This window comes from Pseudomonas sp. S35 (assembly GCF_009866765.1).
GTDB lineage: Bacteria > Pseudomonadota > Gammaproteobacteria > Pseudomonadales > Pseudomonadaceae > Aquipseudomonas.
Genome location: NZ_CP019431.1, coordinates 732390 through 759384, shown reverse-complemented (window position 1 = coordinate 759384; position 26995 = coordinate 732390). Strand labels below are relative to the sequence as shown.

Below are 26995 nucleotides of genomic sequence, written 5' to 3'. Positions count from 1 at the left end.
GCAGTCATGAAAAAGGGCCTCCCTAGAAAACAGAAAGGCGCCGCCGCGCTAGAGTTCGCGATGGTGTTCATGATCTTTTTCGCCGTGTTCTACGGCTTGGTCAGTTACAGCCTGCCGTTGCTGCTCCTGCAGTCATTCAACCAGGCGACGGCGGAAGGCGTGAGGCGCAGCGTGGCGCTGGACCCCGCGACTGCCGGTTACTCCGATGCCCTGAAAAACCGCGCGATCAGTGCCGCCCAGGCGCAGTTGCAGTGGCTGCCGCCCGCGTTCAAATTCGTGCCGGCTTATGTCACGGCGACCTATTCGGGTACCGGGATGCTGACCGTCCAAATCAACTACCCTTCCGACAACCTTAAACACGTGCTGCCCTTTCTGGTGCTGCCCGGCTTCGGCACCGTGCCCAACTTGCCTGCGACACTCTCCGCCCAAGCGAGCATGCAGTTTTGACCTCGGGGGAACGGTTTTTCGACCGGCTCCTCGGCCGCCCGCCTGACGCGCATGCAGCGACGGCCCTGCCACCGATGAACGCCGGCCTGCACCTCTATCTGGATAACCAAGGTCGCGTGCTGCAAACCCACGGCGCGCTACGCCATCGCCTGGCAAAAACCACAACCGCGCAAGAACCGGTACCGCTGGTTGATTACGTGGATGCGCGTAGCGCGGTGATGATCGAGGGCAGCCCCGGCGACTGGCTGGGGCAGACCCTGGACCTGGACTTCAAGGGCTATGCCGGGCGCCCCTTGCAAACTCGGGGCTGGATTCAACCTCTGGGTGATGGGTGGGTGTTGCAACTGCTGGACATCGGCGACCTGACTGCCCACCGCCATCAGGCCGAAACCCGCGAACAGCATCAATACCTGAGTGACCAGATCAGCGAGCGGTTAAGGGTGTGCAGCCTGGCACGCGTGCCCGAGGTCCTTGAGGATAACCTGCACAGCATTGCGCAACGTTGGCAGATCCCCTGTGTCGCCATTGCCCTGCTCGATGATCAAGACCAGGGCTGGCTGATCCACAGCCACTACCGCGCCCACGATGCGCCGGCACTGTGGCACAACGGCCAATCCCTGGGCGCTGCGCTCGATAGCCTGGACGGCCAGACCCCTTTGAACCTGACCCTGAATCACGGCCACAGCGAGCACCCGCGCCTGCAGGGTATTTTCGGCAACGCCGAGGGTTTGCTGGTGCCTTACCGCGACGGTCATGGCGTTGCCGCGTGGCTGCTTTGCGGCTTTTATCGCGGCCAAGAGCAGACCCGTGAACGCGACTGGTTGCAACTGACCGCCGCCCTCGCCGCACCGCTGCTCAGCCGGCTTCGCGAGCAGCGTCACCAGCAGCAACTGGAGCGACTCGAAGCCTTGCAGGGGTTGCTCGGCACCGGTTGGTGGGAGCTGCCGGCGAACAGTGAAGACATCCAACTGGCCCCGCAGTTATTGCAGCACCTGCGTCCCAACGACGGCACCGCGCGCATGCCCCTGGCGGACTGGCTGATGCTGATCCACCCGGCTGACCGCCAGGAGCTCGCCAGCCGCCTGCAAGACCTGCAGGCATTGAGCAAGCCGCTGTCCACCAGCGTGCGCCTGCACCGTGTGGACAGCTCACAAAGCCCCATCTGGTACCGCGTTCAGGGCCAGGCAATGGGCGCGGGAAGCGCCCGGCGGCTGATCGGTTTCATGCTGGATATCAGCGACATAAAAAACCAGCAACAACAGGCCGCCGCCGCCCATGCAAGGCTGGACAACCTGATCGCCAGCTCACCGGCAGTCATCTACGTGCAACGGTATGTCGAAGGCACGCTGCAACCACTGTTCTTCAGTGACAGCCTGCTGCCCCTGCTGGGCCGCACCCTTGAAGAGTGCACCCCAGCCAGCCTGATCGAATGGATTCATCCCGATGACCGCGACCTCTACTTCGAACGCACTCGCCAACTGCTGCGCGAAGGCAATGTGCGCAGCCGCTACCGCGTGCGCGATAAACACGGCATTGAGCATTGGCTGCTCGACGAAGCCAAGCTGCTACGCGATGACCTGGGGCTACCGGTAGAGGCCGTAGGCCTGTGGCTGGACGTCACCGACGCGACCCTGGCCGCCGAGCAGATCAAGCACAGCGAAGAACGCTACCGCATCCTGGTGGAGGACTCCCCGGCGATGATCTGCCGCTACCGCCCGGACCTGACACTGACCTTCGGCAACACACCGCTGGCCAACTATCTGGAATGCCTGCCCGAACAGTTGCCAGGGCAGAACCTGGGCCATTGGTTGTCGCACGAACAGCGCCAGGCCTTTGTACAACGCATTAGCCAACTGACCCCTGAATTTGCGGTCAGCACGGCGGAGATCAGCCTGCAATTGCCGGGCCGCGAGCATGCCTGGTGGGTGTGGTCGGACCGTGGAGTGTTCAATGATTGCGGCGAGCTGGTGGAGGTGCAAGCAGTGGGCCGCGACAACACGCAAGTGCGCCGCTCCCAGCAGCAACTGACCCAAAGCGCCAAAATGGCCACCCTCGGCGAAATGGCCACGGGCCTGGCCCATGAGATCAACCAGCCGCTGAACGTGATGCGCATGGCCATCGTCAATGTGCTCAAGCGCCTGGGCAACGGCAACGCAGATGTCGACTACCTCACCGAAAAACTCCAGCGCATCGACGCCCAAGTGCTGCGTGCAGCGCGGGTGGTGGACCATATGCGGGTGTTTGGGCGTCGCTCGGAAATCGAGCAGCAGCCGTTCGATCCGGCGCAGGCCCTGGACGGTACGCTGTCGATGCTCAGTGAGGGCTTGAAGGGCAAAGGCGTGGAGCTGCGCGTGGTACCGGCGAGCTTTAACGTGCAGGTCAAAGGCTATGTCGACCAATTGGAGCAGGTGTTGATCAACCTGATGGTCAACGCCCGTGATGCGTTGCTGAGCAAGCGTGAACACAACCCGACGCTGCGCCCCTGGATCGCGCTGCATTGCGAACACGACAGCCGCCACGTGCGGATCTGGGTCGAGGACAACGGCGGCGGTATTGACCCGCGCCTGCTGGAGCGAATTTTCGAACCGTTTTTCACCACCAAACCGATTGGCGTGGGCACAGGCCTGGGCTTGTCGGTGAGCTATGGGATCGTCGAAAACATGGGCGGCCGGCTAAGCGTCGTCAATGGCGAAGAAGGGGCCCGGTTCTGCGTGGAGCTGCCCCTCGTTGACGCTTAAAGCGCCAGCGCCGCCTGCCCGTGGGGCCTGCAACTGAGGTTGGCACCGACTTCGACCTGGTTCAGGTTGATGCCCAGGGTGGACAGCAGACCGTTGACCAACGGGTCGACAATCGGGCTGAGCACCGTGCCGATCACGTTGCCCAGGGTGCTGTTCAAATCGTTGAGCAGGGTTGCAGTGGTGGACAGTAAACTGCCCAGCAGGTTGAACCCTGTGGGTTTGTAAACCTGGAACTTCAGCCCTGTTTGCAGCGCCTGCCCGAGGGAGGCCACCAAGTTGACCGTCGACAGCGAATGATAGAGCGGCGCTTGTTTGATCTCCGGTGGCTGGTTGTATGTGTAAGCGCTACCAGACGAGGTAATTGAACCCACGCTAGGGTCGATAAGCATCCCGATCCCCCCACCATAAAACGCCTTGCGATTAGCGTAATCGCAGACAGTCGGCCCAAGCCCCAGCAGCGGCTTGAGGCACGTCAGCGCACCGATGTCGATCACCGGCAACGGTGGTACCGTCGCCAGCGGCGGGCTGGCCCCCAGCGAGTTGATCAGGGTGGGGCTCTGGCCGACTTTAATGTTCACCACCGACGCGTTGGTTTGAGTGGTCAGCGTTTTGGTCGCGTCGCTCGCGCAGGTGAACCCTGTGACATAGCTTTCAGCGCTGCCCAGTTCCAGAATCACATCCACACTGGGAACGGGCGGGTCGGTGGCGGAAGAGAGCAGCCTCAAGTCAGTGGTCTGGCAAGGAACCCCACCCACGGCACAGAGAAGCGAACTGACCGTCCCGGCCAGGTTCAGACTGAGCAGGTTATTCAACACGTTCGTCAGTGGAGCGACCAACCCGTTCAGGACCAGATTCACCGCCGCTGTATTGAGTACCGGAAGCGTCACGGTCAGCCCCACGCTGACCTGGGCCGTGCGCACGTATATCCGCGTGCTCGCATCGGTTTTGTTCTTGGCATAGGTAGGATCGCCTATGGCCGACAGTTGGGGGGGTTCAATCACCTTCAACTTGAGATTGGCTGTCACCCCTGGAATCGTCACCGGCACCTCGGCAACCACTCCATTCTTCTTGTTGGCCAACTGCACAAACGCCTCAGCCAGTTGAAACGCATTCAATGTGGTGTTGAGCCCGGCGGAAACCGCGCCCGTCTGCAGTTGCAACAGGCTGCCCAACGTCACGTCGAGGTTGCCCACCAATGCACTGATCTTCGCCAGCCCCGAAGCCGCCACCGTGGCAGTGCCCGAACCGGCCTGGAGCACAGTCACTGCCGCATCGATCAGTTGGCCGAGCTTGAGGTTCTTGGCCAGCAACTCGTCGTAATTGCCCGCCTGGACCCCGACATTCACGGCCAACTGGTTCAGGTAACTCAGCAAGTTGATATTGGTGTCCACCAGCCCCTGCCAGCCGGCAATGTCCAACGACAGGTTGCCGCCCAACAGCTTGCCGAACAGCAGGTTCAGCGCCGCGGAATTAGTGGAGTTGACCGTCACCAAGGTGGACTTGATCGTCAATTGCGCCTGGGGCGGCAAGATCTTCGGCGCGGCAACCGCCTTGGCCGTCAGCAGCGTGGTCAAGCTGTAGGCGCCGCCATTGATCAACGACCAGACGCCGCCAGCCACGCTGGTCAACACCGGCCGCGAGGCGATCACTTGAATCGCATCGCGCTTGCTGGCGTCTGCGGTGAAGACCCGCAGATTCGACGCCGCCGTGGTCAACGAACCACAGCGCACATCCAGGGCATTGGCGGGGGGAATACTGTAGCCGTTGCGCACCGCACTGGCGCCGGCATAGGTGGTGGCGGTGTTGTTGTTCACGGCCAGGCAATCGCCATTGCGTTGCACGGCTTCCAGCGCGGCCATGTCGGCGATGCCTTGCAACTTGCGCTTTTCCAGATACAGCCGCCCGCTGTCGATCACCAGCAACAGGAACACCAGCGCCAAACCGAGCGTCAGGGCGGCCATCAAGCCAATCGCACCACGTTGCCTGGAACGAAGTCGGGGAGACATCGAGCACTCCTTAGCACTTACTCTCCGTAGGTGCTGTGGAGTGTAGACAAGGCTCAGGCCTACACAACTCTGTGGTGAGGCTCACCACAAAGACAAGTTCCACGCGGGATCCGCGTCTTGGTTCAGTGCGGCGGGTAGCTGGAGAGCACGCGCGTTACCGTGGTGCGGATAGCGTTGCTGCGGTCCTGCGGGTTGGGCGTGCTGCTCATCATCTGCTCATCACTGCCGCGCCACACCAACTTGCCGTCCTTGCCGTCGAGCAAGTCGATCTGGAGGGTCGCGACTTTGTAGGTGATGTTGCGCGTTTCGTTGTACATCGGCGCGCCCCAGTAGCCGTTCCAAGGGCCACCCCAGGCGCCGCCGTAGTTGGTGGTGACTTGTTGCTGGCGGTCTTCGACGATCAGGTAGGCCTGCACGTTCAGGTCAGCCTTGGTGCCGGCTGCAGCGGGACGCAGGCCACGTTGGTCGAGTTGCTCGCCTACCGCCTGGCGGATGCGTTGTTCGGTGAGGTCGCTTTTGATCCGCGGGTCATCGGGACGGTATTGCAGGGCCGGGTCTTTCCAGGCCCAACTGCGGTAGGCGCCGAAGTCGCGGCTGGCGTCAAAATCGTGGTTGACCTGACTGGTCTGGCAACCGCCTAGCAGCACAACAAAAGCGAGCGTAGCGATACGACGAAACATGGTCTTTCTCCAAAGAGCGAACCGAGCTTTAGATGAGAATAGCTGTTAACTGGGTGGGTAGGCGGTCATTGCCTTTTGCACCGCCTGACGCAACGCATCCGCTCGCTCGCTGAGGCTGCCCTGGCTGCCTGTTTGCGCACTGGCGCTCCAGACGGGCTGGCCGCTGCGGGCATCGAACAGGTTGACGCGTACCACCACCACCTGCACTTCATAGGTGCGTACGATCGGCACCGAGTTGTACATGCCGTAGCCATTGCCATAACGGTTGTAGCCGCCATAACCGTAGCCATAGTCATCCTGGACTTGCTTGAGGCGCTTCTCCAGGCGCACGTCGGCGCTGACCAACAGGTCGGCGGGGCGATTGTCATGCGAAGGGCGCAGGCCGCGCTGGTCGAGGGCGCCGCTGACAGCTTCGGCCACCTGGGCAGAATCCGCCCAGGCCGTGCCTGCGGGCAGTTGGCCGTTGCGCCAGGCCCAATTGCGGTAGGCGCCATAGTCGCGTACCGGCGCCGGGTAGGCACTGGCATCGAAGGTGGCGGCGGCCTGGGCCGGCGCCGGTGGCATGGGCGCAGAAGCCGCCACGTATGGGTTGGGGCTGGAGCACGCGCCCAGCCCGAGGGACAACAGGATCAAACAGAGACGACGCATTTCGACCTCCGCAGACTGGGCCGCTTAAACCGGACGGCAGATCCAGTGCAAATAACGCCCAAGTCCGGCAAAGCCTGGATGACGACGGTGAGCGAGTTCCATCTCTACAAGGTCCTGCAGGTTGGCGCGGGCCTGGAATTCCACCGGCATATAGTCGTGGAACACCCGCACACCGCTTTGGCTTTCGACCTGCCAAAGCCCGTCGAGTTGCGCCGCCAATTCACGCGGGTCCAGCGGCTGTTGCGGGGTAAGGCTCTGCTTCTCGCCGGCCATGTCGTTCTTGCGCATTTTGCGGAAGTGGCCTTTGAGCAGGTTGCGGTAAATCAGCGCATCGCGGTTGTAGAACGCCAGGGACAACCAACCGCCGGGCACGGTCAGTTGATGCAGCACCGGCAGGATCGCATGGGGTTCGGCCAGCCATTCCAGTACGGCGTGGCACAGCACCAGGTCGTAGGGTTCGGTCAGTTGGCCCAGCAGGTCTTGCCAGGGCGCATGGATAAAAGTCGCCGTCTGCCCGGCCGCGGCGAAGCGTTGCCGCGCACCTTCGAGCATCGGCTCGGCGGGTTCGGCCAGGGTCACCTGATGGCCACGCTCGGCCAGCCACAGCGACATATGCCCCAAGCCTGCGCCGATATCCAGCACGCGCAAGGGCCGGTCCGGCAGCGCTTCGGCCAGGTCGGCCTGCAGCACCGCCAGGCGAATCGCGCCCTTGGCACCGCCGTAGATTTTCTCGGCGAAGCGCGTGGCCAACTGGTCGAAATGACGGTCACTCATGGGCAAACCGCCGCTCACTGTCGGCCAACTTGGCGCGCACCACCTCGTTCATGTCCAAGCCCAACTCACTGCACAACAGCAGCAGGTACAACACGATATCGCCGACTTCCTGCCCGGCGTGGGCGAGTTGGTCGGCAGGCAACTGGCGGGACTGGTCTTCGGTCAGCCATTGGAAGATTTCCACCAGCTCGGCCATTTCCACGCTGGCGGCCATGACCAGGTTTTTCGGGCAGTGGAAGCGCTTCCAGTCGTTGGTATCGCGTATGCGGTGCAAGCGTTCGGTGAGGTGTTCGAGGTTCATAGGGGGCTCCTGAAGGTGGGTAGCTTCGGGGGGATTGGCGTTGATGGCAAGTGAACCTTTAGGGCCTCATCGGGGGCAAGCCCCCGATGGCGATTCAATCGACGACGCTGAATTCAAGCCGTGCGGTCTGGCCGGCCTCATCCAACACACTGAGCTGATAGCGGCCCAAGTGCTCGAAACTGGCATTGATAAAGTCCTGGTTGGCACTGTCCCCCAACGGCGCTCCATTGAGGAACCACCAGCGCCGGCCACTGCCGCCCAAGGCCGAGAGTTTCAGGCGCAGGGTTTGTTGGCTGGCGGCGGGCAGGCGCAGTTGGTCGCCTTCGCGCACACCGACAATGGACAGCGGCGACGACGCGGTCAGCGCCGGTGGCGGGCAATCCGGGTCGGCGAGCGGGATGCGCGCTTCACGGCGCTCGGCCCTTGGCAGCCAGGGCTCTAGCGGCGCGGGCCACAGGGCGATATTCCTGGCGACTGCGCCGGGGCAATGGGCGTCCACCCGCAAGCCCTTGGCATTGACCCAGACGTTTTCCATCAAGCCTACGCTCAGCGGTTGGTCCAACGCCTGCAAGGTCGGCGGCGTGGTGTTGTCCAGGGTCCAGGCGAAGCGCTGGCGCCGGCAATTGGGGTCGCTGCGGCTCATGGGCTGGCCCAGCGGCCAGCAGATCGCCGCCACGCCGACATTGGCCGGCACCGGCTTGACGGGCGCGCTGACGCCGCGCTGGCTGTCGCGGTTGGTCAACACGTCGTGCACCTGCAACATCAGCGGCGCCGCCGACGCCAAGCCAAACTGGCCCGGCACCGGCGTGCCGTCCGGTCGGCCGATCCACACACCGATCAAATAGCGCGGCCCCACGCCAATCGCCCAGGCATCGCGAAAGCCATAGCTGGTGCCGGTCTTCCAGGCGAGCACCGGGCGCTGCACCAACTCGGCACGCGGGTCGCGGTCCGGCCGCGCCTGGCCACTGAGGATGCGCCGTACAATCCAGGCCGAGCCTGGCGACAGCATTGGCCGTTCTCTGAGCGTATCGTCCGGCTGCAATCGCAGGCTGGCGCTCTTGCCGTCACGGGCGAAGGCGCTGTAGCCACTCACCAGGTCTTCCAGCCGGCTGCCCGCGCCGCCGAGGATCAGCGCCAGGTTCGGCTCGGCCAGCGCCGGCAACGCCAAAGGCACGCCGCCGATGCGCATCTGGGCGGCAAACCGTTTCGGCCCGTAGGCTTCCAACAATTGCACCGCCGGCAGGTTGAGGGAACTGGACAACGCCGTACTCGCCGGCACCGCGCCGGTAAAGCCCATAGAGAAGTTACCTGGCCGGTAATCGCCATAGCGCCGGGGTACATCCTGTAGCAGCGATTCGGAGTGAATCAGCCCCTCGTCCAGGGCCATGCCGTACAGGAAGGGCTTCAAGGTCGAGCCCGGCGAGCGCAGCGCGCTGATCATGTCCACATGGCCAAAGCGCTTGGCGTCGTTGATATCCACCGAGCCCAGATAAGCCCGCACCGCCATGCTCTCTTCTTCCACCACGATGATCGCGGCCGAGGTGTGTTCCGGCAGCCGCGCGCGCCAGCCCAGCAGCAGGTCTTCGAGACGCCGTTGCAGGGTGGCATCCACCGTCGTGCGGATCAGCGGCGGGCTGTCGGGACGGTTCAAGCGGCGGGCGAGCAAGGGGGCCAGGCTCGGCTCCAGGCGCGGCGCGAGCAGCAGCGGTTCTTCCAAGGCTTCGTCGACGGCGGATCGCGGCCATACCTGGAACTCGGCGAGGCGGCGCAGCACCTTGTCCCGGGCCTCTTGGGCGCGCTGCGGATGGCGATCCGGGCGCAAGCGGCTCGGCGCCTGGGGCAACACCGCGAGCAAGGCCGCTTCGGCATGGGTCAAGTGTGCCGGGGACTTGCCCAGGTACGCCCAACTGGCTGCCGCCACGCCCTGCAGCGTGCCGCCAAATGGCGCACGGTTCAGGTACAGGTTGAGAATCTGCTCCTTGGACAAGTGCCATTCCAACTGCGCTGTGCGCCACAGCTGGCGCAACTTGCCATGAACGGTGCGCGAATGCGGGTCGAGCAAGCGTGCCACCTGCATCGACAACGTGCTGCCGCCCGACACCACCCGCGCACCGGTGAGGTTCTGCCACGTCGCGCGCACCAGCGCCAGCGGGTTTACGCCGGGGTGCTGGTAGAACCAGCGGTCTTCGTAGGTGAGCAAGGCATCCAGGTAATACGGCGAGACTTCACGGGTCTGTACCGGGTAGCGCCACACGCCATCGGCATCGGCAAACCGCCACAACGGCGTGCCATCCTCGGCGAGCACCACCCGCGCCAGGTCATCCTTGGGCAGGGGCAATGGCCAGAGGCGATCAGCCAGCCACAGCAAGGCAATCACCAACAGCAGGGTCGCCAGGGTCCAGCGGGCAACTAAACGCAAATTCAAACGGGCAAACCTCTATGCTTGTGGGAACTAGCCTGTCGTATTAATAACCAAAGGCACAGATACGCCCACCCTCTCATCAGGACACACACACATGCAGGTAGAAAGCTTCTTCGAATGGTTGGGCCAGGCGCTCGGTTCCATCATCCGCTTTATCGTCGATGGCCTCAGCGGGCTGTTCGGTGCCCTGACCAATGCGGGCGGCAACTTTGTCGAAGGCCTGTCCCGCACCTTGGGCATGGACACCTCGATCATCAGCATCATCACGCTGATCATCGGTCTGTTGTTTCTGTATTCGGCCGTACGCGCCTTTATGCGCGCCTCGATCATCGTCGGGGTGATCTGGCTGATGCTTGGGCTCTGGTTGCTCAGTTGGGTCGTTCACTAACCCCCAAAACACCCTCTGTAGGAGCGAGCTTGCTCGCGAAGGACGTCAACGATAACGCTGACATCCTGAATAGAGTTCTTCGCGGGCAAGCCCGCTCCTACAGTGCTCAACCGTCAAATTTCAGCGCCCTTTGATCACTAGGTCTGCCGGGGTCTCCCCCACCGCCTGCCAGTTCGGCCGGTACATCGACTCCACCTGCGGCGGCGGCACACGGTACGTGCCCGGCGTCACGGCACGCGCCAAGTACAGCAGGTGCGTGGTGCCATCGCTCTGCAGATTGATTGCCGCCACATAGCGATCATCACGGAACTCCTGATGCTTGAGCGCCGCGTTCTGCATCGACTCGCGCCATTCCTTCACTTGGCTGCTGGCGTTTTCAAGGCTGGCGGCACTTTGGGCGAGGTTCTGGTTTTCCAGCTCAAGGCCCGCGGGCAGCAGGTCGACCACCAACGCATCCGGCACGCGCTGCTTGGCGCTGACCGCCAAGTGCACCAGCACCAGGTCGCCACTGTTGAGGTTGCGCAGGTTCAGCGGCTGGCCGTTCATGCCCAGGTAGTCGCGGCGGATGCTCAGGTTCTCGCCGCCGGGTGCCGGAGGCACTTGGGGGTAACCCGAGATCGTCAGTTGCTGGTACACCGGCGTATCGCCCTGATTGCTCAGGCTCAGGTCGCTGGACAGCAGTTTGTCGTCCAGTGGCAGCGTCGATTGCTGGTTGTTCAATTCCCGCAGACCGCCACTGCCGGTCAGCGAAACCTGCCAGCTCGCCTCAGGCTGGGCAAAACCAAGCCGCCCCGCCAGGAACAGTGAATTGCGCTCCTGAGTCGACAGGTACGGGCTGGCCGCCAGTTGGTCCGACAAGCTGAACAAACGCTCCTCGCGCTTGCCCTTGGCCAGGTCGTTTTCTTCCAGCAACGCGAGAATCATCGCCTGATCGCGCAGCGGGCTGCCGTAGTCGGCCAGCCATTGCTTGGCACTGCGCTGCGTCGCCAGGCCAGCTTGCAAGGCCTGGTCCGCACGCGGTTGGTCGCCCATCTTTTGCAGGGCGATGGCCAACTGCACCAGTGGCAAACCGGAACGTGCATCGCTGCGCCGCTCGAAGATACTGCGCAACGCACCCAATGGCGCCTGCTGGCTGCGCGCCAGCACCATGCCGGCGTAGGCCTGCACGGCGAAGCGTGTGTGGTCGGCGTTGTCGCTGTAGTCGACGTCAATCAGGTTGCGCTCCTGCACATACCGCAGCAGGCGTTCGCTGGCTTTTTTCAGGGCCTCGGGCGGCACGGCAAAACCCTGGTCTCGGGCGCGCAACAGGAAGTCGGTGACATAAGCGGTCAGCCAATATTCTTCCTCGCCATCGGCGCCCCACAAACCAAAGCTGCCGTTGTAGCGCTGCATGCCCAGCAGGCGTTCGATACCCAGTTCGATCTTGCGTTTACGCTCGGCATCCGGCTCGCCCTTGATGCTCAGGCGCTTGAGCAGCGCGTCGTCGGCGTACAGCGACGGGTACAAGCCGCTGGCGGTTTGCTCCAGGCAACCATACGGGTAGGCCTTGAGCGCCGAGATCTGCGCGCCGAGGTTCAGTGGCGGCCGGCTCGACAGGCTCAACAGCGCCTCGCGCCCAGAGGTATCGAACTGATCCAGGGTGCCGGCTGGCAGGCTCCACGGCTGATCCTTGAGCACGGCGCGGTAATGCTTGAGCAGCGCCGGGTAGGCCGGGCGCACGCCCAAGGTCCACTCTCGGCTGAACGGCGGCAAGTTTTCACCCGGCAGAACCAGCCCGTTGACCGTGACCTTCACCTTGCCTTGGCCCAACCCGCCCCAGGCTTTCACCGGGATGCGCAGGGTGGTGCGCTGGCCTTGCTTGAGCTCAACGGTTTGCGCGGCGGCACTGACCAACTCCAACTGCCCCTCGGCGCTCAGTTGCACATCGAGTGTCTGCGCCTTGCCCGATAGGTTGGACAGGTCCAGGGCCAGGGTGGTCTGGTCGCCCCCGGCGAGGAAGCGTGGCGCCGACAGCTCAGCAATCAGCGGTGCGGCAATCACCGTCTTGGCTTCGGCCATGCCATAGCGGTCGTCGCTCCAGGCCTGGGCCATCAGGCGCAGCTCGCCGTTGAAGTCGGGGATATTGACGCTGACTTCGCCCTCGCCTTTGTCGTTCAAGGTCACCGGTGCGCTTTGCAGGGCGACGATGGTCACGCTGGTGTCCGGGCGCTTGCCGCCCTTGGCCAACGCCGCATCACCACCGAAGGCCAGGCTGGCCAGACGGCCCTGGCCGGCTTCGATCAACTGGCCGTAGATGTCGAACTGGTCCACGCCATAAGCCTTGCGGCCAAACAGACTGGAGTACGGATCGGGCGTCGGGTATTCGGTGATATTAAGGATGCCCACGTCCACCGCTGCCACCAGCACATGCACCTGTTTCGGCACGCTGCCATCGGCGTTCTTGGCGGCAACTTTCACCGTGAGCGGTTGTTTGGGGCGCATTTTTTCCGGCGCGGTGAGGGTCACGCCAAGCTTGCGCTGGGTCCGGTCCAACGGCAGATGCAGCAGGCCCACTGCGCGTTTGGGGGTGATATTGGCTTTGCGCTCGCCGGGACGAATCACCAGGGCGCTCACATACAGGTCATGGCGCGACCATTTCGGGTCGAGTTTCACGGCGAAGCTTTTGCCCTCGGCTGGCACCTCGATTTCCTGCCACCACAGCGGCCCTTCGGCAGACTCCACCAGCAGGTAGCCTTTACCGGCAGCGGGCGGCGTCACCGTGACGTTGGCGGTATCGCCGTCGCCATAGGCAGGTTTATCCAGCGCCAGCTTGACCTGATCGGGGCGTACCGCACCGCCTTCGGTGTTGTCCTGGGCTTGGTAACCGGCCCAAAAACGCAGGCTGCTGACCAACCCGGTCTGCGGGTCTTCAACCTCGACGCGGTACGGACCCCACTCCACCTGGAAGCTGACTTTGGCGGTGTCGCCGGCCTTGATGTTCAGGGTCTGTTCGTCGAGGTTGAGGAATTTCTCGTTGTAGTGGTAACTCCAGCCGTCGTTGTCGGAGTAGTTCCAGTAATAGTCGCGACGCTCGCGCACCAGGCGCACCTTGAGGCCTTGGGCTGCGAGCTTCTGCCCGTCCTGGTTGGCCAGCAGCACTTCGAATTCCGCCGGGCCATCGCCATTGGTTTCGGTGCCGTCAAACAGCCCGCGCAGGCCCGGCAATTGCTCGGCCGGCCAGATCGGCTGCACCAGGCGCCGGGTGATCGGCCGCCCGCCTGACTCTTGCAGGCTGGCCTGCACGATCAATTGCAGCGGCGATTTGGCCTCGGCCCATTTGCTCTCCAGGGTCAGTTTTTCCTGGCCCTTGGCATCCAGGACGCTTTCGTCCAGTTCAAAATCCTGGCTCAACTCCTCTTCCGTGACCGAACCGAACTGATAGCCGGGCAGCGACTTGACCGCCTCGCGCAATGGCCGCACATACACTTGCCCGCTGACGCGATTGCCGGAGGCCGGTGCGCCATACAGATAGCGACCATTGACCTGAATCACCGGGTTGTCCGCCGGGTTCAACGCCGTGTCGCTGCCCTTGAGCTCCAGCGCCAGGCGCTCGGGCAGGAAGTCTTCGACGAGGAATTCATACAACTGCGGCTTGCCGTCACCCAGGTCGAACACCAACTGCCAGCGCCCGGTCGGGGCTTCGCCGGCCAGTTGCAGTTGATATTGATACAGGCCGGACGCATCGGCATCCCACACGAATTTGCGGCTGACCTGTTCATCCGGGCGGCGCACCTCGACGCTAACCGGTTGCGGCTTGACGGCATTGCCGTCCTTGTCGCGTAGCAGGGCGTTGAGCAGCACGGTTTCGCCAGGGCGGTACAGGTCGCGTGGGCCGAACACAAAGAACTGCAGCGGGTGCGAAGGCTGGCCGCCGATATCGAATTCCGCCAGGTCCAGTGCGGCGCTGTCGAGGCGCAACAGGCTGGTCTGTTCGCCCTGTTTGGCCAGCAACACCTGGGCTTTTTTCGGCAACGGCAACTCGGCGTGGCCACCCTTCTCGGTCTTGCCCTGGCCCAACACACGGCCATCGGCGTCGAGCACTTCCAGGTCTACGCCATCCAGCGCCTTGCCGCCTTCCAGGGCCTGGGTAAACACGTCCAGGCGATTGGCGTAGCGGTGCACTGAAAGGCCGATATCACTCAAGGTGAACAGCGTGGCCGGTTGCGAATAGTTGTAGGTGCCCGAGGCGCGCATCACCGCCAGATACACGCCCGGCTGCTGCAATTGCTTGAGGCCAGCAATGGGCAGCAGTAGGGTTTCGCGGGTGTTGCGGGCCGGGTTCAGGTCGAAACGGCCGCCGTAGACCAGATCCGCCAGCGGCAGCAGTTCGCGCGATTCATAACTTTGCAGGCTGGTATTGCGCCCCCACTGCGCCAGGAACGACGGCAGGGATTCGGGCTTGATGCGGAAGAATTCAACGTCGATCTTGTCGACGTTCAACGCGATCACCGGCAGGCCCTCGGCGAGGCGCGTCGGCAGCAAGGTGCCACGGCTGGCGAAGCCGACAGTGGCTTGCAGGTCGCGGGTTTCCAGGCGGGCGATGTACTCGGCGGCGAGTGTGTTGGCGTTGACTGCCTTGAGCCCAGCGTCGACCGTCAGCACCAGTTTGCGCTGCGGCTCCAGGTGGCGCAGGCGCAGTTCCATCAGGTTGTCCGAGAGCTCCCAGGCGCCATCGACCTTGCCGGACTTGCTGTCCACCAGATGGAGTTTGTCGGCAAACTTTTGATCAGGCTCCAGAGGGATGGAAAAACTCACCGACAAGGTGCTGGCCCCGTCCAACTGCACCTCGGACACGTCCACCACGCTCAACTCACGCCCGGCGTAGCGCTGCTTCAGCGCCGGCAAGTCCACCGCCACCTTGGCCGGTTTCGGCGCAGCCGCCACGGTGGGCGCGGGCGGTGCAGCGGGTTTATCAGAGGAATCGCAGGCGCTCAGCAGGGCCAGCGCGCAGGCCAGGAACAATCCTTTGTTAAGCATGGGGCACTCGTAGTGAGAGGGGACCGAGGGGTGAACTATATATCAGCGCCGGCGAAGCCGATGTGGCACTGGTCACATTGACCGACGGAGGGTGGTTTGGTTCTTGGGGCACGTTAAGCCAAGCAAAATCCCACAAACACAGTTAATCCGACCCCACATTGCCGCTGCTGCGTGGCGGATGCCCGGTTACAATGCCGTTCCCCAGAGGAGCCTGCATGTCCACCTTACTCACCGACTGGCGCGACCGCCCTACCCACCGCCGCGTCTGGGCCCTGGCGGCGCCGATGATCCTGTCGAATATCTCGGTGCCGCTGGTAGCCCTGGTCGACAGCATGGTCATCGGCCACCTGCCCCACGCCCATCAGTTGGGTGCCGTGGCCGTCGGCGCCAGCCTGTATACCTTTCTCGCCTGGGCCATGGGGTTCCTGCGCATGGGCTCCACCGGTTTCGCCGCCCAGGCCGCTGGCCGCAACGATGGCGCGGCGTTGCGGCAAATCCTGCTGCAAGGCCTGTTGCTGGCGCTGGGGCTGGCGATGTTGCTAGGCACGGTAGGCATTCCCTTGAGCCACCTGGCGCTGGAGTGGATGCAGCCGTCACCCGAACTCAATCAACTGACCCGCGACTTCTTCCACACCCGCCTGTTCGGCCTGCCCGCCGCCCTTGCGAGCTATGCCCTGGTGGGCTGGTTCCTCGGCACGCAGAACGCCCGTGCGCCGCTGATGATCCTGCTGACCACCAACCTGGTGAATATCGCTCTGAACCTCTGGTTCGTGCTCGGACTGGATTGGGGTGTGGTCGGCTCCGCCCGGGCCTCCGTGATCGCCGAGTGGACCGGCGCCCTGCTCGGCCTGACGCTGACGCAAAAAGCCCTGCGCGCCTACCCCGGCCATATCGCCTGGGCCGCGCTGAAGCTCTGGCAAAGCTGGCGCCCATTGCTGGCGGTGAACCGCGATATTTTTATCCGCAGCCTGGCGCTGCAATCGGTGTTTTTCATGATCACCGTGCAAGGCGCGCGATTGGGGGATGCGACCGTGGCCGCCAACGCCCTGCTGCTCAACGGCCTGCTGCTGACGGCCCATGCACTGGACGGTCTGGCCCACGCAGTCGAGGCCCTGTGCGGCCACGCCATCGGCGCCCGCGACCGCCACTCACTGCGCCGTTCATTGGTAGTTGCAGGTGGCTGGTCGCTGATCGCCAGCGTCGGTTTCGCGCTGTTATTCACGGTTGCCGGGCACCTGTTTATCGCCATGCAGACCGACATCCCCAGCGTGCGCGACACCGCCGATATCTACCTGCCGTATCTGGCGCTGCTGCCGTTGATTGCAGTGGGGAGTTACCTGCTGGACGGCCTGTTTATCGGTGCCACCCGTGCGCGGGAAATGCGCAATGGGATGCTGCTGACGTTATTGCTAACACTGCCGTTTGCCTGGGCGTTGCAAGGCTTGGGCAATCACGGACTGTGGATCACTTTCCTGCTGTTCATGACGTTGCGCAGCCTGACCTTGGGCGTCATCGCCTGGCGGCTCAAACGCCAGGACCAATGGTTCAACTGACCCTACCTGTTAGTTCTGACAGGTTACAAACCGACATTCCAAGCGTTGAATGGTCAGGGATCTACCCTTTCATATATGCATGGAGAGTCGGATATGAACATCACAAAAACCCTGTGGGCTACCATCGCGTGCGCGCTAGTGACCATCGCCGGATGCACCAGCGGGCAAGGGCCAACCAACGCTGCCGGCATATTGCAGGTCAAAAACGAAAGCCAGTTCAATTTGATGGTTAGCCAAGGCACAGAGCTGCACCCTCTTGCCCCAGGAGCATCGATTGAACTGCCGATCAATAGCAGGGGCGTCAACGTTTCCCGTAGAAACAGCAACGTTGACAGGATTGACCAAGTCAACCTTGAGTTCAACCCAGGCCAATGCGCGTACTACTTGTGCCAGATTTTCCGCTGACCTGTCAGCAGGAACCTTGCGTATGCTCAATGAGCCTGCGCCACACCGGCTTATCGGCTAGGCACGGATGCAATAAACCCCGTCACCCGATCCAGCACCGGCGCCAGCCAGCGCAACGGCTTGGCGATGGACGCGACCAATGTCGCGTGGCTGGTTCGGGTGAAATAAAACACCTCTACCGGCACCCCCGCTTCCCGCAGTTTTTTCGCCAACCCACCCGTGTTGCGGGTGGAGTTGACGAGCGTGTCATCGGTCGAGGCAATCAACAGGCTTGGCGGTGCATCATGGCTGACATGGTTGATCGGCTGCGACTCCGGCGGTGAGTCGGGGAAGAAGAACACCGGGCGCACGTCCTGGTTTTCAATCGGCAAGAAATCATAAGGCCCGGCCAGGCCGATCCAGCCTTTGAAGATCGACGGCGCCAAGCCCACTGCCTTGAGCCAACGCCCATCCAGCGCCAACATCGCGGCGTTGTAGGCGCCAGAGCTATGGCCCATCACGTAAAGCTGCTTGGGATCTGCACCGTATTCAGCGCTGTGGTTGACCGCCCACGCAACGGCCTGGGCGCCATCCTGGAGAAACGCGGGATAACGCACCTGCGGGTACAGCCGGTAATCGGCGATCACCGCCACAATGCCGCGGGAAGCCAGGGCTTCGCCGACGAAAGCGTAGTCGTCCTTGGCGCCGCTGTTCCAGCTGCCGCCGTAAAAGAACACCACCACGGGAGCGTTGGACACGGCAGGAACGGGCCGGTAGATATCGAGTTTCTGGCGGGGGTCATCGCCGTAGGCGATGCCGCGAGTCTTGGTGAAGGTGCTGGAGGGGGTGAGCGCATTAAGCACTTTGATCGGCGAACAGGCCGCCATGAAAGCAGCCATTGCCAGGGTGAACACTTGCAGCCATTTGCTCGACATCATTGAGCCCCCACAAAACCTCAGCAATAGCAGTGTTCCAAATATGGGATGGGCTTGCCCCCGATGGCCATAGTTATCTACACAACTCTTAAAGGCTGACACATAACTCTGTGGTGAGCGGGCTTGCCCCGCTCACCACAGAAGCCTAATTGCCATAGATTCCGTATTCACTGGAAGTTGTGTAGATACCCATGCCCCGATGGCAGTGTGTCAGGCAACTTATCTGCTGCTGATGTACCGCTATCGGGGGCACGTCGAATCGTCGCACCGCCCCTTCCACAGTTGGATGTGTGTCAGCTCAGCTTACGAGGACAAGTACGACGACCGCGTCAACCCAAGGCGCAAGGCATCAAGGAACTGGGTACGTTCCGACGCGGAGATCTTCGCGCTCGCACACTTGTCACGGTAGTGCGTCATCAACTCCTCCGGCGACAAGTGCACGTAGCGCAGCATGTCTTCGATGGTGTCGTGGGTCTCGATCCCGGCGCTGTACACCGAACCGTCTTCGCGCTGGTAGATGTTCACCGAGTCGGTGTCACCGAACAGGTTGTGCATGTCACCCAGGATTTCCTGGTACGCGCCGACCAGGAAGATGCCCAGCAAGTAGTCCTCGCCTTCGTTCAAGGCGTGCACCGGCAGGCTGGTCTCGATGCTCTGCTCGTCGACGTATTGCTTGATCTTGCCGTCGGAGTCGCAGGTCAAATCCTGCAATACCGCACGACGCAGCGGCTCTTCGTCAAGGCGGTGCAGCGGCAGGATCGGCAATACCTGGCCGATGGCCCAGGTGTCCGGCAGGCTCTGGAACACCGAGAAGTTGCAGATGTACTTGTCGGCCAGCTTGTCGTTGAGTTCGTCCAGCACCTGGCGGTGCGAGCGCTGGCGGGCTTTCAGCGAGTTGTGCAGGCGGCGGCACACGGCGAAGTAGCACTGTTCGGCCAGGGCTTTTTCGGCCAGGGTCAGTTTGCCGTCGGCGTACTGGGTGGCCACGTCGCTCATGTAGTGGGTGGCGCGCCAGTAGGTTTCGGTGACCATCTCGATGTCGGTCGGGCCCAGCAGGTCCACCAGCCATTGCACGGTTTCCGGCAGGCTTTCCTTGTTTTCGATGGTCGGGATTTCGTCGTTGTGTTTCTCGACGTCGGTCACCTGCACCACCAGCATGGCGTGGTGGGCGGTCAGGGAACGGCCGCTTTCAGAGAAGATATTCGGGTGCGGCAGGCTCTGCGCGTCGCAGAATTCCTTGAGCATGCCCACGACCACACCGGCGTAGTCGTCCATGTCGTAGTTGATCGAGCTGGCGTTACGCGAGTGAGTACCGTCGTAGTCCACGCCCAGGCCACCGCCGACGTCGATGTGATCCACCGGCAGACCGAGGTTGCGCAGTTCGCCGTAGTAACGAATGGCTTCCTTGAACCCGTGCTGGTAATCGGCCAGGTTGGCGATCTGCGAACCCATGTGGAAGTGCAGCAGGCGAATGCCCTGGTCCAGGCCCGCCGCGCGAAAGCGCTCGACCACCGACAGCAACTGCGCCGCCGACAGACCGAACTTGGACTTCTCGCCACCGGTGTCCGCCCATTTGCTCGACGCCAGGGACGACAACCGCACGCGCAGGCCGACCTGGGGCTTGACCTTGAGGCTGGCAGCCTCTTCGATCACCAGGCCGACTTCGGATTCTTTCTCGATCACGATAAACACGTTGTGGCCGAGTTTCTGGCCCATCAACGCCAGGCGAATGAACTCACGGTCTTTGTAACCGTTGCAGACGATGGTGCCACCCTTCGGCGCCAGCGCCAGCACGGCCAGCAGCTCAGGCTTGGAGCCGGCTTCCAGGCCAATGGAGACGTTCTGGGTGGCGATAATGTTTTCGATCACCGCTTCTTGCTGGTTCACCTTGATCGGGTACAACGCGGTGTACTTGCTCTGGTATTCCAGGCGCTCGATGTTGGCATCGAAGGCACCGGTCAGCTGGCGGACACGGTCTTGCAGGATATCGGGGAAGCGCACCAGCAACGGCAACGACAGGCCGCTTTTACGCAACTGGTCGACTTGCTCGTAGAGGTCGACGGGGGTGCTGTTCGGGCCGTTCGGACGGACTTCAACGCGACCGGCTTCATTGATCGCGAAATACCCGGCCCCCCAATGGCGAATCCCGTAAACACTGCGGCTGTCCGCAACTGTCCATTGGCTGCCATCGTCTTTGCGTGTGCGTCGTACGGACATCGAAGTCCCCTATAAATGAAGGCGAAGGCGCCACCTCTCGCGGAGGCTGGCGCAGTCTAAAGAATGAAAATGACGATTTGCCTGTAAGAAGGTGAGACCCCACTCGCAGGACAGAGTTTAGACACAGGTTGGGAAGAGGCTGTCAGCCGCCGGACTTCTTGGCCTTGTAACCGAGCTTGATCAGCTCGGCCAACAGCAATTCGACGTGCTCGCCCTGGATCTCGATGACCCCGTCTTTCAACGCGCCACCGGTGCCACAACGCTTTTTCAGCGTGGTGGCCAGTTCCTTGAGCGCCTCTTCAGCCAGGGGCACGCCGGTGATAGTGGTCACCGTCTTGCCGCCACGGCCCTTGCTCTCGCGGCGCACGCGGGCAATACCGTCGCCTTCAGGGATCAGGGTCTGTTTGCAGGTGCACGAATCCACGGGCTGGCGACAGTCCGGGCAGTGTCGACCTGCGTCGGTGGAAAATACCAAGCCACCAAGGGCGGCGAAGGATGCGGCTTTTTTGGCCACCGGCAATCCTCTTGGGAGGATGAAGACTGATCGGCGCGCGCATGCGCCACCGACCGCGAAGCCCCACTCAGGCAGGGGCAGCGCTACCAAACCGCCAAGGTTCGCTCCTACAATTGCCGGGGTGAATAATGGCGGTTCGGGTGAAAAGTCGCGCAGTGTAACGGCAAAAAGCCGACTTGCTAAGGGCCAAATGGCGCCAATTTATGCAACTTTAGCGACGCGAGCCAAGATAGCGCCGCAAGCCCTCTTGCGCGTCCGGGCAGTAGGGCTTTTGTTCGGCCTCCTGTAGGACAATCTCGATGGGCAAAAAGCGTGCTTCCATGACTTCTTCGGGCTGCAAACGCAAGGGGCCATCCCACACGGCGGAATAGGATCGGCACCAGAGCCGGTTGTTACCGTCCTCGAAATAGAAGTGGTCATGTTCGACCAGTTCCACGCCGCCCACCCCAAGCTCTTCCTCGAGCTCACGCACCGCTGAATCGGCATACGCCTCCCCGGCCGCCACCATGCCGCCCGCCGCGGTGTCCCAGAACCCCGGGTACATGGCTTTGCTCAGCGTGCGCCGATGCACGCACAGCTCGCCGGCGGAGTTGAACAGGAAGATAAAGGTGCAGCGGCCGATCAGGCCGCGCTGGCGAAGGTCGGACCTGACGAGCGTGCCGAGCAGGTTGTCCTGCTCGTCGACCCAGCAGATCAGTTCAGCGTCGGAAGCCGCACGGTGCGCGGCCTCCTGTTGAGTCGCGTCCATCATCAACCCTGGTTGAGCAGTTGACGCAGGTCGATCACCGCAGCGTTGGCCCGCGAGATGTAGTTGGCCATCACCAGCGAGTGGTTCGCCAGCACGCCGAAGCCGCTGCCGTTAAGGATCATTGGGCTCCAGACCGGTTCCTGGGAGGCTTCCAGTTCACGAATGATCTGACGCACGCTGACCGTGGCGTTCTTCTTGGCCAGTACGTCGGCGAAGTCGACTTCGATGGCGCGCAGCAGGTGAGACAGCGCCCACGCCTGGCCACGGGCCTCGTAGAACACGTTGTCGATCTGCATCCACGGGGTTTCCACCACTTCTTCGTCGACCTGCGGCACTTCACCCGGCGCCAGGGCTTCGGTTTTCAGGGCGGTGTTCAACTTGACCCGGCCCACACTGGCCGACAGGCGTTGCGACAGCGAACCCAGACGGGTAGCGACATCCCCCAGCCAGTTGTTCAGGTTGTCGGCACGCGCGTAGAACAGCGCGCCGCGTTGGTTAGGGTCGGACAGGCGCGCTTCATAGCGGCTCAGGGAATTGATGCCTTCCTGATACTCCGACTCGCTCGAGGGCAGCACCCAGCTCTTGTTGTCGAAGTTGAAACGCGGCTCGGCCTTGGCCAGGTCGGCGTCTTCGGCCGATTGCGACTGGGACCGGGCGAAGTCCTTACGCAAGGCGCGGGTCAGGTCACGTACCTGCACCAGCACGCCGTATTCCCAGCTCGGCATGTTGTCCATCCACAGGCCTGGCGGGAAACGGTCATTGGAAATGTAGCCACCGGGCTTGTTCAGCAAGGTGCCGACCACGGTCTTGAGGGTTTCGACGGTGGTGTAGCCCACCACCATCTGCTTGCCTTCTTTCTCGGCAGCAATTTGGGCGTTCTGCTGGACCGGGAACAGCGATGGTTCTTCGCTCCAGTACCAACCCAGGGCACCGGTGACCAACAGGTACAGGCCAAGCACGCTGAGCAACGCCCGGCTCATCAGCAGGGTACGAAAATAGCTGCGGTTGGCCGACTTGGGCTCAGGGGCGGGGCCTTTGGCACTGCCTGCACGGTTTTTCCAGTCCAGCATGGCGATATCCTTTCAATCACTTGAGTTCATGCACTTGAATTGATGGCGTGCGTTCAAACACTCCGACCACAACCCTACCCCATCGTGCCCGCCCATGCGGGGCTTTTCACCAAAGTGGCGCGCGGAAGACGTTCGACTATAAAGGATGCACGCTTTTTAAGCTGTGCGACCGTCAGGTCACTAACTGAATATCGGGGACATGCAGTTAATTGACATATGACACTCATCCCATCGAAAAGAGGTGCTAGCATAGAGCCATCAGTTCGACCTCAGCATGCACCCTTACTAGTAGTCAGGATATGACCGAGCCAGAAGACCCCAGCCGTGAGCGTCTCAAGCAGCATTTTGCCCAGCGGGTAATTCATCAGGCACGTCAAATTCTTGAGATCTGGCAGCGCCTGCAACGCAGCGAATGGTCAGGCGCCGACCTCTCCGAACTCAGCGAGGCCAACCTGCGCCTGCTGCGCTTTGCCGAGCGTTTTGAACAGCCCGAACACGGCCAGTTGGCGCGACACATCGGCGAGTCACTCAAGGCAGTGGATGAAAACCGTGGCCGCCTGAGCAGCCACCTGATTACTGAACTCAACCGCCTGATGCAGCGCCTGTCCCGCACCGGCCTGCGCCAGGGCGACCAGCTTGAGCAAACCTTCCTGCCGCCGATGCGCAAGCCGATCTACGTGATGCTGGCCGATCACGACCGCGCCGAACGCCTGGCCAAGCAGCTGGAATTCTTTGGCATGAGCGCCCAGTCTCTGGACAGTGTGGCGGCATTTCGCGCGTCTATGGCCGAGCGCCTGCCCTCGGTGATTGTGATGGACGTGGATTTCTGTGGCGCAGGCCTGGGCCTCAAGCTCGCCGCCGAAGCCCAGGAAGGCCTGGAGCAAAAGCTGCCGCTGCTGTTTTTCAGCCTGCACGAAACCGACACGCCGACGCGCCTGGCCGCCGTGCGCGCCGGTGGCCAGGAATTTCTGACCGGCACGCTGGAAGCCTCCAGCCTGCTGGAAAAAATCGAAGTGCTGACCTGCGTCGCCCAGTACGAACCCTATAAAGTGCTGATCATCGACGACTCACGGGCCCAGGCGCTGCACACCGAGCGGCTGCTCAACAGCGCCGGGATCGTCACCCGCACCCTGATCGAACCGATCCAGGCCATGGCCGAGCTGGCGGATTTCCAACCGGACCTGATCATCCTCGACATGTACATGCCGGCCTGCACCGGCACCGAGCTGGCCAAGGTGATCCGCCACAACGACCGTTATGTGAGTGTGCCGATCATCTACCTGTCGGCCGAAGACGACCTGGACAAGCAGTTGGACGCCATGAGCGAAGGCGGCGACGACTTCCTCACCAAGCCGATCAAGCCACGCCACCTGATCACCACCGTGCGCAACCGCGCCGCCCGCGCCCGCCACCTCAAGGCGCGCATGGTGCGCGATAGCCTGACCGGGTTGTACAACCACACCCATATCCTGCAACTGCTCGAAGACTGCAGCTTCCGCGCACGCCGCGAGAACAAGCCGTTGAGCTTTGCCATGCTCGACATCGACCACTTCAAACGGGTGAATGACAGCCACGGCCACCCTATGGGCGACCGCGTGATCAAGAGCCTGGCGCTGTTCCTCAAGCAGCGTTTGCGCAAGACCGACTTTATCGGACGCTACGGCGGTGAAGAGTTCGCCATCGTGATGCCCGACACCGACCTGGAATCGGCCTGCAAGGTGCTGGATGAAATCCGTGGGCGCTTTGCCGAAATTCACTACCCGGCCCAGCCTCAGGATTTGTGGTGCACCTTCAGCGCCGGGCTGGTGGAGCTGTGCGACGGTTCCGACAGCCTGATGATGGCGGCCCAGGCCGACGAGGCGCTGTATCGCGCCAAGGACGCAGGACGTAACCGCGTGCACGCCGCGCGCACATCAAAGCAAAGTGCCATCTTTTCACCAGAATCCACTGATTCCGTCATAACGCTGTAACGAAAACGCAATAACTTCAGGCACTTACCTTTTGCTGTCGGTTGAATCCACGCATGCGCCTGAAGCTGCTGACCAATCTCAATACCCTTCTTCTGGTGGCCGTGTGCCTGGCACTTGGCGCGACGCTGTGGTGGTCGCAACGTGCGCTGGAACGGCCCTACCTGCTGATGGAACGCTACCTGGGGTTGTCGCAGGCCTTTCAAAACCAGACCGCTCGCAGCCTCGACGATTACCTGGCCAGCGGCGACGCCCTGCGCCTGAGCAGCGCCAGCCAGAGCCTGGAAAGCCTGCTTAAGCAGTTGGCTGAATTGCCCGCTGACCTCGCGCAAAACCTGCGTCCCAGCCTGGTAGACCTGGACACCTTCAGCAAGACCGACTTGCTGGCCGCCGGTAAATTGGCCGGCGACCCGCAAGCCCTGTTGCTGCAAGCCGAGCGTGAATTGGGCGCCAACCTGGACCAGTTGAGCCAGTACGCCATCGGCGTCAATTCCCCTGAAGCCGCACGCTACTTGCCACCCCTGCTGACCGCGGCCCAGCACCTGGGCAAGCTGTCCCTGGCCCGCGACAAGCTGGTGAGCAGCGGGCGTGCGGAGTTGGCCGATGATGTTGAACGCGAAGTCGCAAATATCCGCGCCCAGGCCGACGTGCTGGGGCAACTGCCACTGCTTGGCGTCAAAGCCAGTACCGAATCCAATACCGATGATTTTTCCGCGCTGATGGGCCTGGAACACACCGAAAAAACCGAAGCCCAGGACACCGGCGTCGACCTCAAGCGCGAACTCAACAGCCTGCTGACCCGCTACCCTGCCGAACTCAAGCGCACCCGCGAGCAGATCCAGCAACGCGCTGACCTGGCCGCCAGCACCCACCTGAAGATCAACGCCGTGCAACAGGCCATCGCCGGCCTTGAGCCAGTGGTGCGCGCCCAACACGCCCTTATCCAAGGCGAAGTGCGCCTGATGCAGGGCGTCATGATCGGCCTGATCCTCCTGATTGCGCTGTTGATCGACACCCTGCAACGCAAACTGGCGCGGGTGCTGACCAACCTGGCACCCGCGCTGTCGACGTGGGCCGAAGGCGACTTCAGTCGGCCGATCGCCCTGGGCAAGACCAACCGCGAACTGCACGACATCGAAGCGTCCCTCAACCGCTTGCGCGCTTACCTGGTGGACCTTGTCGGCACCATTCGCGGCAACGCCGAGGAAGTGGCCGGCAGCAGCCGCACCCTCGCCGAACTGAGCAGCGGCCTGCACGACGGCGCCGAACGCCAGGCCGGGGACACCGCACAAATCCGCGATTCCCTGGGCGAGCTCGAAGCCACCATCCAGCAAGTGGCCGGCGATGCCAGCCAGGCCGCCAACGCCAGCCGCAGCGCGGGCCAAGCGGTGGAACACGGCCAGCGCGTAATCGGCCTGAGCCTCACCGGCCTGCACGCATTGGTCGGCGAAGTGCAGCAAAATGCGCAGATGATCGAGAAACTCGCCAAAGAGTCCGCCACCATCGGCGGCGTGCTCACGGTGATTCGCTCGATTGCCGACCAGACCAACCTGCTGGCACTCAATGCGGCGATTGAAGCCGCCCGCGCCGGTGAGGCCGGCCGTGGTTTTGCCGTGGTCGCCGACGAAGTCCGCACCTTGGCCCAACGCACGGCTGGCGCCACCGCTGAAATCCAAGGCTTGATCACCGGCCTGCAAAGCGCTGCCCACCAGTCAGTGGAGGGCATGCGCACCCAGGTCGAACACGCCGAAACCACCGCCCAGCAGGCTCAAGCGGCGGACGGCGCGCTGGATGAAATCGTCGGGGCGATCCAGACCATTTCCGACACGGCGGTGCGGATTGCCGATGTAACCGCGCAGCAGAGTGGTGCGGTCAGTGAAATTCGCGATAACAGTGAGCGGATTCACCAACTGGGCGAAGATAATTTGCTGCGAATCGGACAGGGCCGTCGCCAGGGGGAACACCTGCTGGTGCTGGGCGGGCAGCTCAATACGGCAGTCAAAGCCTTCCGCGTCTGACCCTATCTCCCACATTTGATCTCCATTGGGTTCGAGACAGTGTTACCAATGACTGAACTCAAGCCCCTAGTCACAAATTTTGCGCAATCCTCGTTAATCGTGCTGCCTACTGCATAGAACTGGACAGTCACAAAGGCTTTGCGGCATAGTCGCCGGGTTCTGCCGTACT

19 protein-coding genes are annotated in these 26995 nt (G+C 62.5%); 7 read left to right on the top strand and 12 right to left on the bottom strand.

Features of this window, described 5'->3' with window-relative positions; translation table 11 throughout:
* Window positions 1-6 precede the first annotated feature (6 nt).
* Together PspS35_RS03200 and PspS35_RS03195 are read left to right on the top strand one after the other, a co-directional pair.
* A complete protein-coding gene (locus PspS35_RS03200; RefSeq protein WP_159932752.1) occupies window positions 7-447 on the top strand; it encodes a TadE/TadG family type IV pilus assembly protein in 441 nt (146 codons plus the stop codon).
* Window positions 444-3185, top strand: coding sequence for a PAS domain-containing sensor histidine kinase (locus PspS35_RS03195; RefSeq protein WP_159932751.1), 2742 nt, complete (start codon window positions 444-446; stop codon window positions 3183-3185). The genes PspS35_RS03200 and PspS35_RS03195 overlap by 4 nt, the downstream gene beginning before the upstream one ends.
* On the opposite strand, the gene PspS35_RS03190 is transcribed toward PspS35_RS03195, so the two are convergent.
* The 6 genes from PspS35_RS03190 to pbpC form a co-directional block, all read right to left on the bottom strand.
* On the bottom strand, window positions 3182-5191 hold the full coding sequence (locus PspS35_RS03190; RefSeq protein WP_159932750.1) for a pilus assembly protein TadG-related protein: 2010 nt from the start codon (window positions 5189-5191) through the stop codon (window positions 3182-3184). The genes PspS35_RS03195 and PspS35_RS03190 overlap by 4 nt on opposite strands.
* 122 nt (window positions 5192-5313) lie before the next feature.
* The gene (locus PspS35_RS03185) at window positions 5314-5871 is read right to left on the bottom strand and encodes a DUF4136 domain-containing protein (protein ID WP_159932749.1); all 558 of its coding nucleotides are present in this window, start codon (window positions 5869-5871) and stop codon (window positions 5314-5316) included.
* Window positions 5872-5916: 45 nt separating this feature from the next.
* Window positions 5917-6519, bottom strand: coding sequence for a DUF4136 domain-containing protein (locus tag PspS35_RS03180; RefSeq protein ID WP_159932748.1), 603 nt, complete (start codon window positions 6517-6519; stop codon window positions 5917-5919).
* 24 nt (window positions 6520-6543) lie between these two features.
* Window positions 6544-7293: a methyltransferase gene (locus PspS35_RS03175; protein ID WP_159932747.1), complete on the bottom strand. Its 750-nt coding sequence runs from the start codon at window positions 7291-7293 to the stop codon at window positions 6544-6546.
* Entirely contained in the window at window positions 7286-7594 is a 309-nt protein-coding gene (locus PspS35_RS03170; RefSeq protein WP_159932746.1) for a MazG-like family protein, read from the bottom strand. Before PspS35_RS03170 ends, PspS35_RS03175 begins: the two co-directional genes overlap by 8 nt.
* A gap of 94 nt (window positions 7595-7688) precedes the next feature.
* The gene (gene pbpC / locus PspS35_RS03165; RefSeq protein WP_159932745.1) at window positions 7689-10019 is read right to left on the bottom strand and encodes a peptidoglycan glycosyltransferase PbpC; all 2331 of its coding nucleotides are present in this window, start codon (window positions 10017-10019) and stop codon (window positions 7689-7691) included.
* 91 nt (window positions 10020-10110) lie between these two features.
* On the opposite strand from pbpC, the gene PspS35_RS03160 reads away from it, so the two are divergent.
* A complete protein-coding gene (locus tag PspS35_RS03160) occupies window positions 10111-10404 on the top strand; it encodes a hypothetical protein (RefSeq protein WP_159932744.1) in 294 nt (97 codons plus the stop codon).
* A 120-nt stretch (window positions 10405-10524) separates the two neighbouring features.
* Here the strand turns inward: PspS35_RS03160 and PspS35_RS03155 are convergent, their stop codons facing one another.
* Complete coding sequence (locus PspS35_RS03155; RefSeq protein WP_159932743.1) at window positions 10525-15420, bottom strand: alpha-2-macroglobulin; 4896 nt, start codon at window positions 15418-15420, stop codon at window positions 10525-10527.
* Window positions 15421-15635: 215 nt separating this feature from the next.
* Between PspS35_RS03155 and PspS35_RS03150 the strand changes: the two genes are divergently transcribed.
* Window positions 15636-16973, top strand: coding sequence for an MATE family efflux transporter (locus PspS35_RS03150; RefSeq protein ID WP_159932742.1), 1338 nt, complete (start codon window positions 15636-15638; stop codon window positions 16971-16973).
* A gap of 93 nt (window positions 16974-17066) precedes the next feature.
* The gene (locus PspS35_RS03145) at window positions 17067-17378 is read left to right on the top strand and encodes a hypothetical protein (RefSeq protein ID WP_159932741.1); all 312 of its coding nucleotides are present in this window, start codon (window positions 17067-17069) and stop codon (window positions 17376-17378) included.
* 50 nt (window positions 17379-17428) lie between these two features.
* Here the strand turns inward: PspS35_RS03145 and PspS35_RS03140 are convergent, their stop codons facing one another.
* The 5 genes from PspS35_RS03140 to PspS35_RS03120 all read right to left on the bottom strand — a co-directional run bounded on the left by PspS35_RS03140 (window position 17429) and on the right by PspS35_RS03120 (window position 22841).
* Window positions 17429-18292: an alpha/beta hydrolase gene (locus tag PspS35_RS03140; protein WP_159932740.1), complete on the bottom strand. Its 864-nt coding sequence runs from the start codon at window positions 18290-18292 to the stop codon at window positions 17429-17431.
* Between the two features lie 303 nt (window positions 18293-18595).
* Window positions 18596-20509, bottom strand: a complete 1914-nt coding sequence (gene speA, locus PspS35_RS03135; RefSeq protein WP_159932739.1) for an arginine decarboxylase — start codon at window positions 20507-20509, stop codon at window positions 18596-18598.
* 142 nt (window positions 20510-20651) lie between these two features.
* Complete coding sequence (locus tag PspS35_RS03130) at window positions 20652-21023, bottom strand: translation initiation factor Sui1 (protein WP_057724111.1); 372 nt, start codon at window positions 21021-21023, stop codon at window positions 20652-20654.
* A 211-nt stretch (window positions 21024-21234) separates the two neighbouring features.
* On the bottom strand, window positions 21235-21771 hold the full coding sequence (locus tag PspS35_RS03125) for an NUDIX hydrolase (protein ID WP_159932738.1): 537 nt from the start codon (window positions 21769-21771) through the stop codon (window positions 21235-21237).
* 2 nt (window positions 21772-21773) lie between these two features.
* Window positions 21774-22841: a DUF2333 family protein gene (locus tag PspS35_RS03120; protein WP_159932737.1), complete on the bottom strand. Its 1068-nt coding sequence runs from the start codon at window positions 22839-22841 to the stop codon at window positions 21774-21776.
* A 299-nt stretch (window positions 22842-23140) separates the two neighbouring features.
* Between PspS35_RS03120 and PspS35_RS03115 the strand changes: the two genes are divergently transcribed.
* Window positions 23141-24811 carry a PleD family two-component system response regulator gene (locus PspS35_RS03115; protein WP_159932736.1) on the top strand — a complete coding sequence of 557 codons (1671 nt, stop codon included), beginning with the start codon at window positions 23141-23143 and terminating at the stop codon, window positions 24809-24811.
* 53 nt (window positions 24812-24864) lie between these two features.
* A complete protein-coding gene (locus tag PspS35_RS03110) occupies window positions 24865-26826 on the top strand; it encodes a methyl-accepting chemotaxis protein (protein ID WP_159932735.1) in 1962 nt (653 codons plus the stop codon).
* Window positions 26827-26995 lie beyond the last annotated feature (169 nt).

Excerpts from the sequence above, each read along its gene's own strand:
- PspS35_RS03200 (WP_159932752.1), top strand. The coding sequence starts at position 7 with ATGAAAAAGGGCCTCCCTAGAAAACAGAAAGGCGCCGCCGCGCTAGAG.
- PspS35_RS03190 (WP_159932750.1), bottom strand. The coding sequence starts at position 5,191 with ATGTCTCCCCGACTTCGTTCCAGGCAACGTGGTGCGATTGGCTTGATG.
- PspS35_RS03185 (WP_159932749.1), bottom strand. The coding sequence starts at position 5,871 with ATGTTTCGTCGTATCGCTACGCTCGCTTTTGTTGTGCTGCTAGGCGGT.
- PspS35_RS03180 (WP_159932748.1), bottom strand. The coding sequence starts at position 6,519 with ATGCGTCGTCTCTGTTTGATCCTGTTGTCCCTCGGGCTGGGCGCGTGC.
- PspS35_RS03175 (WP_159932747.1), bottom strand. The coding sequence starts at position 7,293 with ATGAGTGACCGTCATTTCGACCAGTTGGCCACGCGCTTCGCCGAGAAA.
- PspS35_RS03170 (WP_159932746.1), bottom strand. The coding sequence starts at position 7,594 with ATGAACCTCGAACACCTCACCGAACGCTTGCACCGCATACGCGATACC.
- PspS35_RS03160 (WP_159932744.1), top strand. The coding sequence starts at position 10,111 with ATGCAGGTAGAAAGCTTCTTCGAATGGTTGGGCCAGGCGCTCGGTTCC.
- PspS35_RS03155 (WP_159932743.1), bottom strand. The coding sequence starts at position 15,420 with ATGCTTAACAAAGGATTGTTCCTGGCCTGCGCGCTGGCCCTGCTGAGC.
- PspS35_RS03150 (WP_159932742.1), top strand. The coding sequence starts at position 15,636 with ATGTCCACCTTACTCACCGACTGGCGCGACCGCCCTACCCACCGCCGC.
- PspS35_RS03145 (WP_159932741.1), top strand. The coding sequence starts at position 17,067 with ATGAACATCACAAAAACCCTGTGGGCTACCATCGCGTGCGCGCTAGTG.
- PspS35_RS03140 (WP_159932740.1), bottom strand. The coding sequence starts at position 18,292 with ATGTCGAGCAAATGGCTGCAAGTGTTCACCCTGGCAATGGCTGCTTTC.
- speA (WP_159932739.1), bottom strand. The coding sequence starts at position 20,509 with ATGTCCGTACGACGCACACGCAAAGACGATGGCAGCCAATGGACAGTT.
- PspS35_RS03125 (WP_159932738.1), bottom strand. The coding sequence starts at position 21,771 with ATGGACGCGACTCAACAGGAGGCCGCGCACCGTGCGGCTTCCGACGCT.
- PspS35_RS03120 (WP_159932737.1), bottom strand. The coding sequence starts at position 22,841 with ATGCTGGACTGGAAAAACCGTGCAGGCAGTGCCAAAGGCCCCGCCCCT.
- PspS35_RS03115 (WP_159932736.1), top strand. The coding sequence starts at position 23,141 with ATGACCGAGCCAGAAGACCCCAGCCGTGAGCGTCTCAAGCAGCATTTT.
- PspS35_RS03110 (WP_159932735.1), top strand. The coding sequence starts at position 24,865 with ATGCGCCTGAAGCTGCTGACCAATCTCAATACCCTTCTTCTGGTGGCC.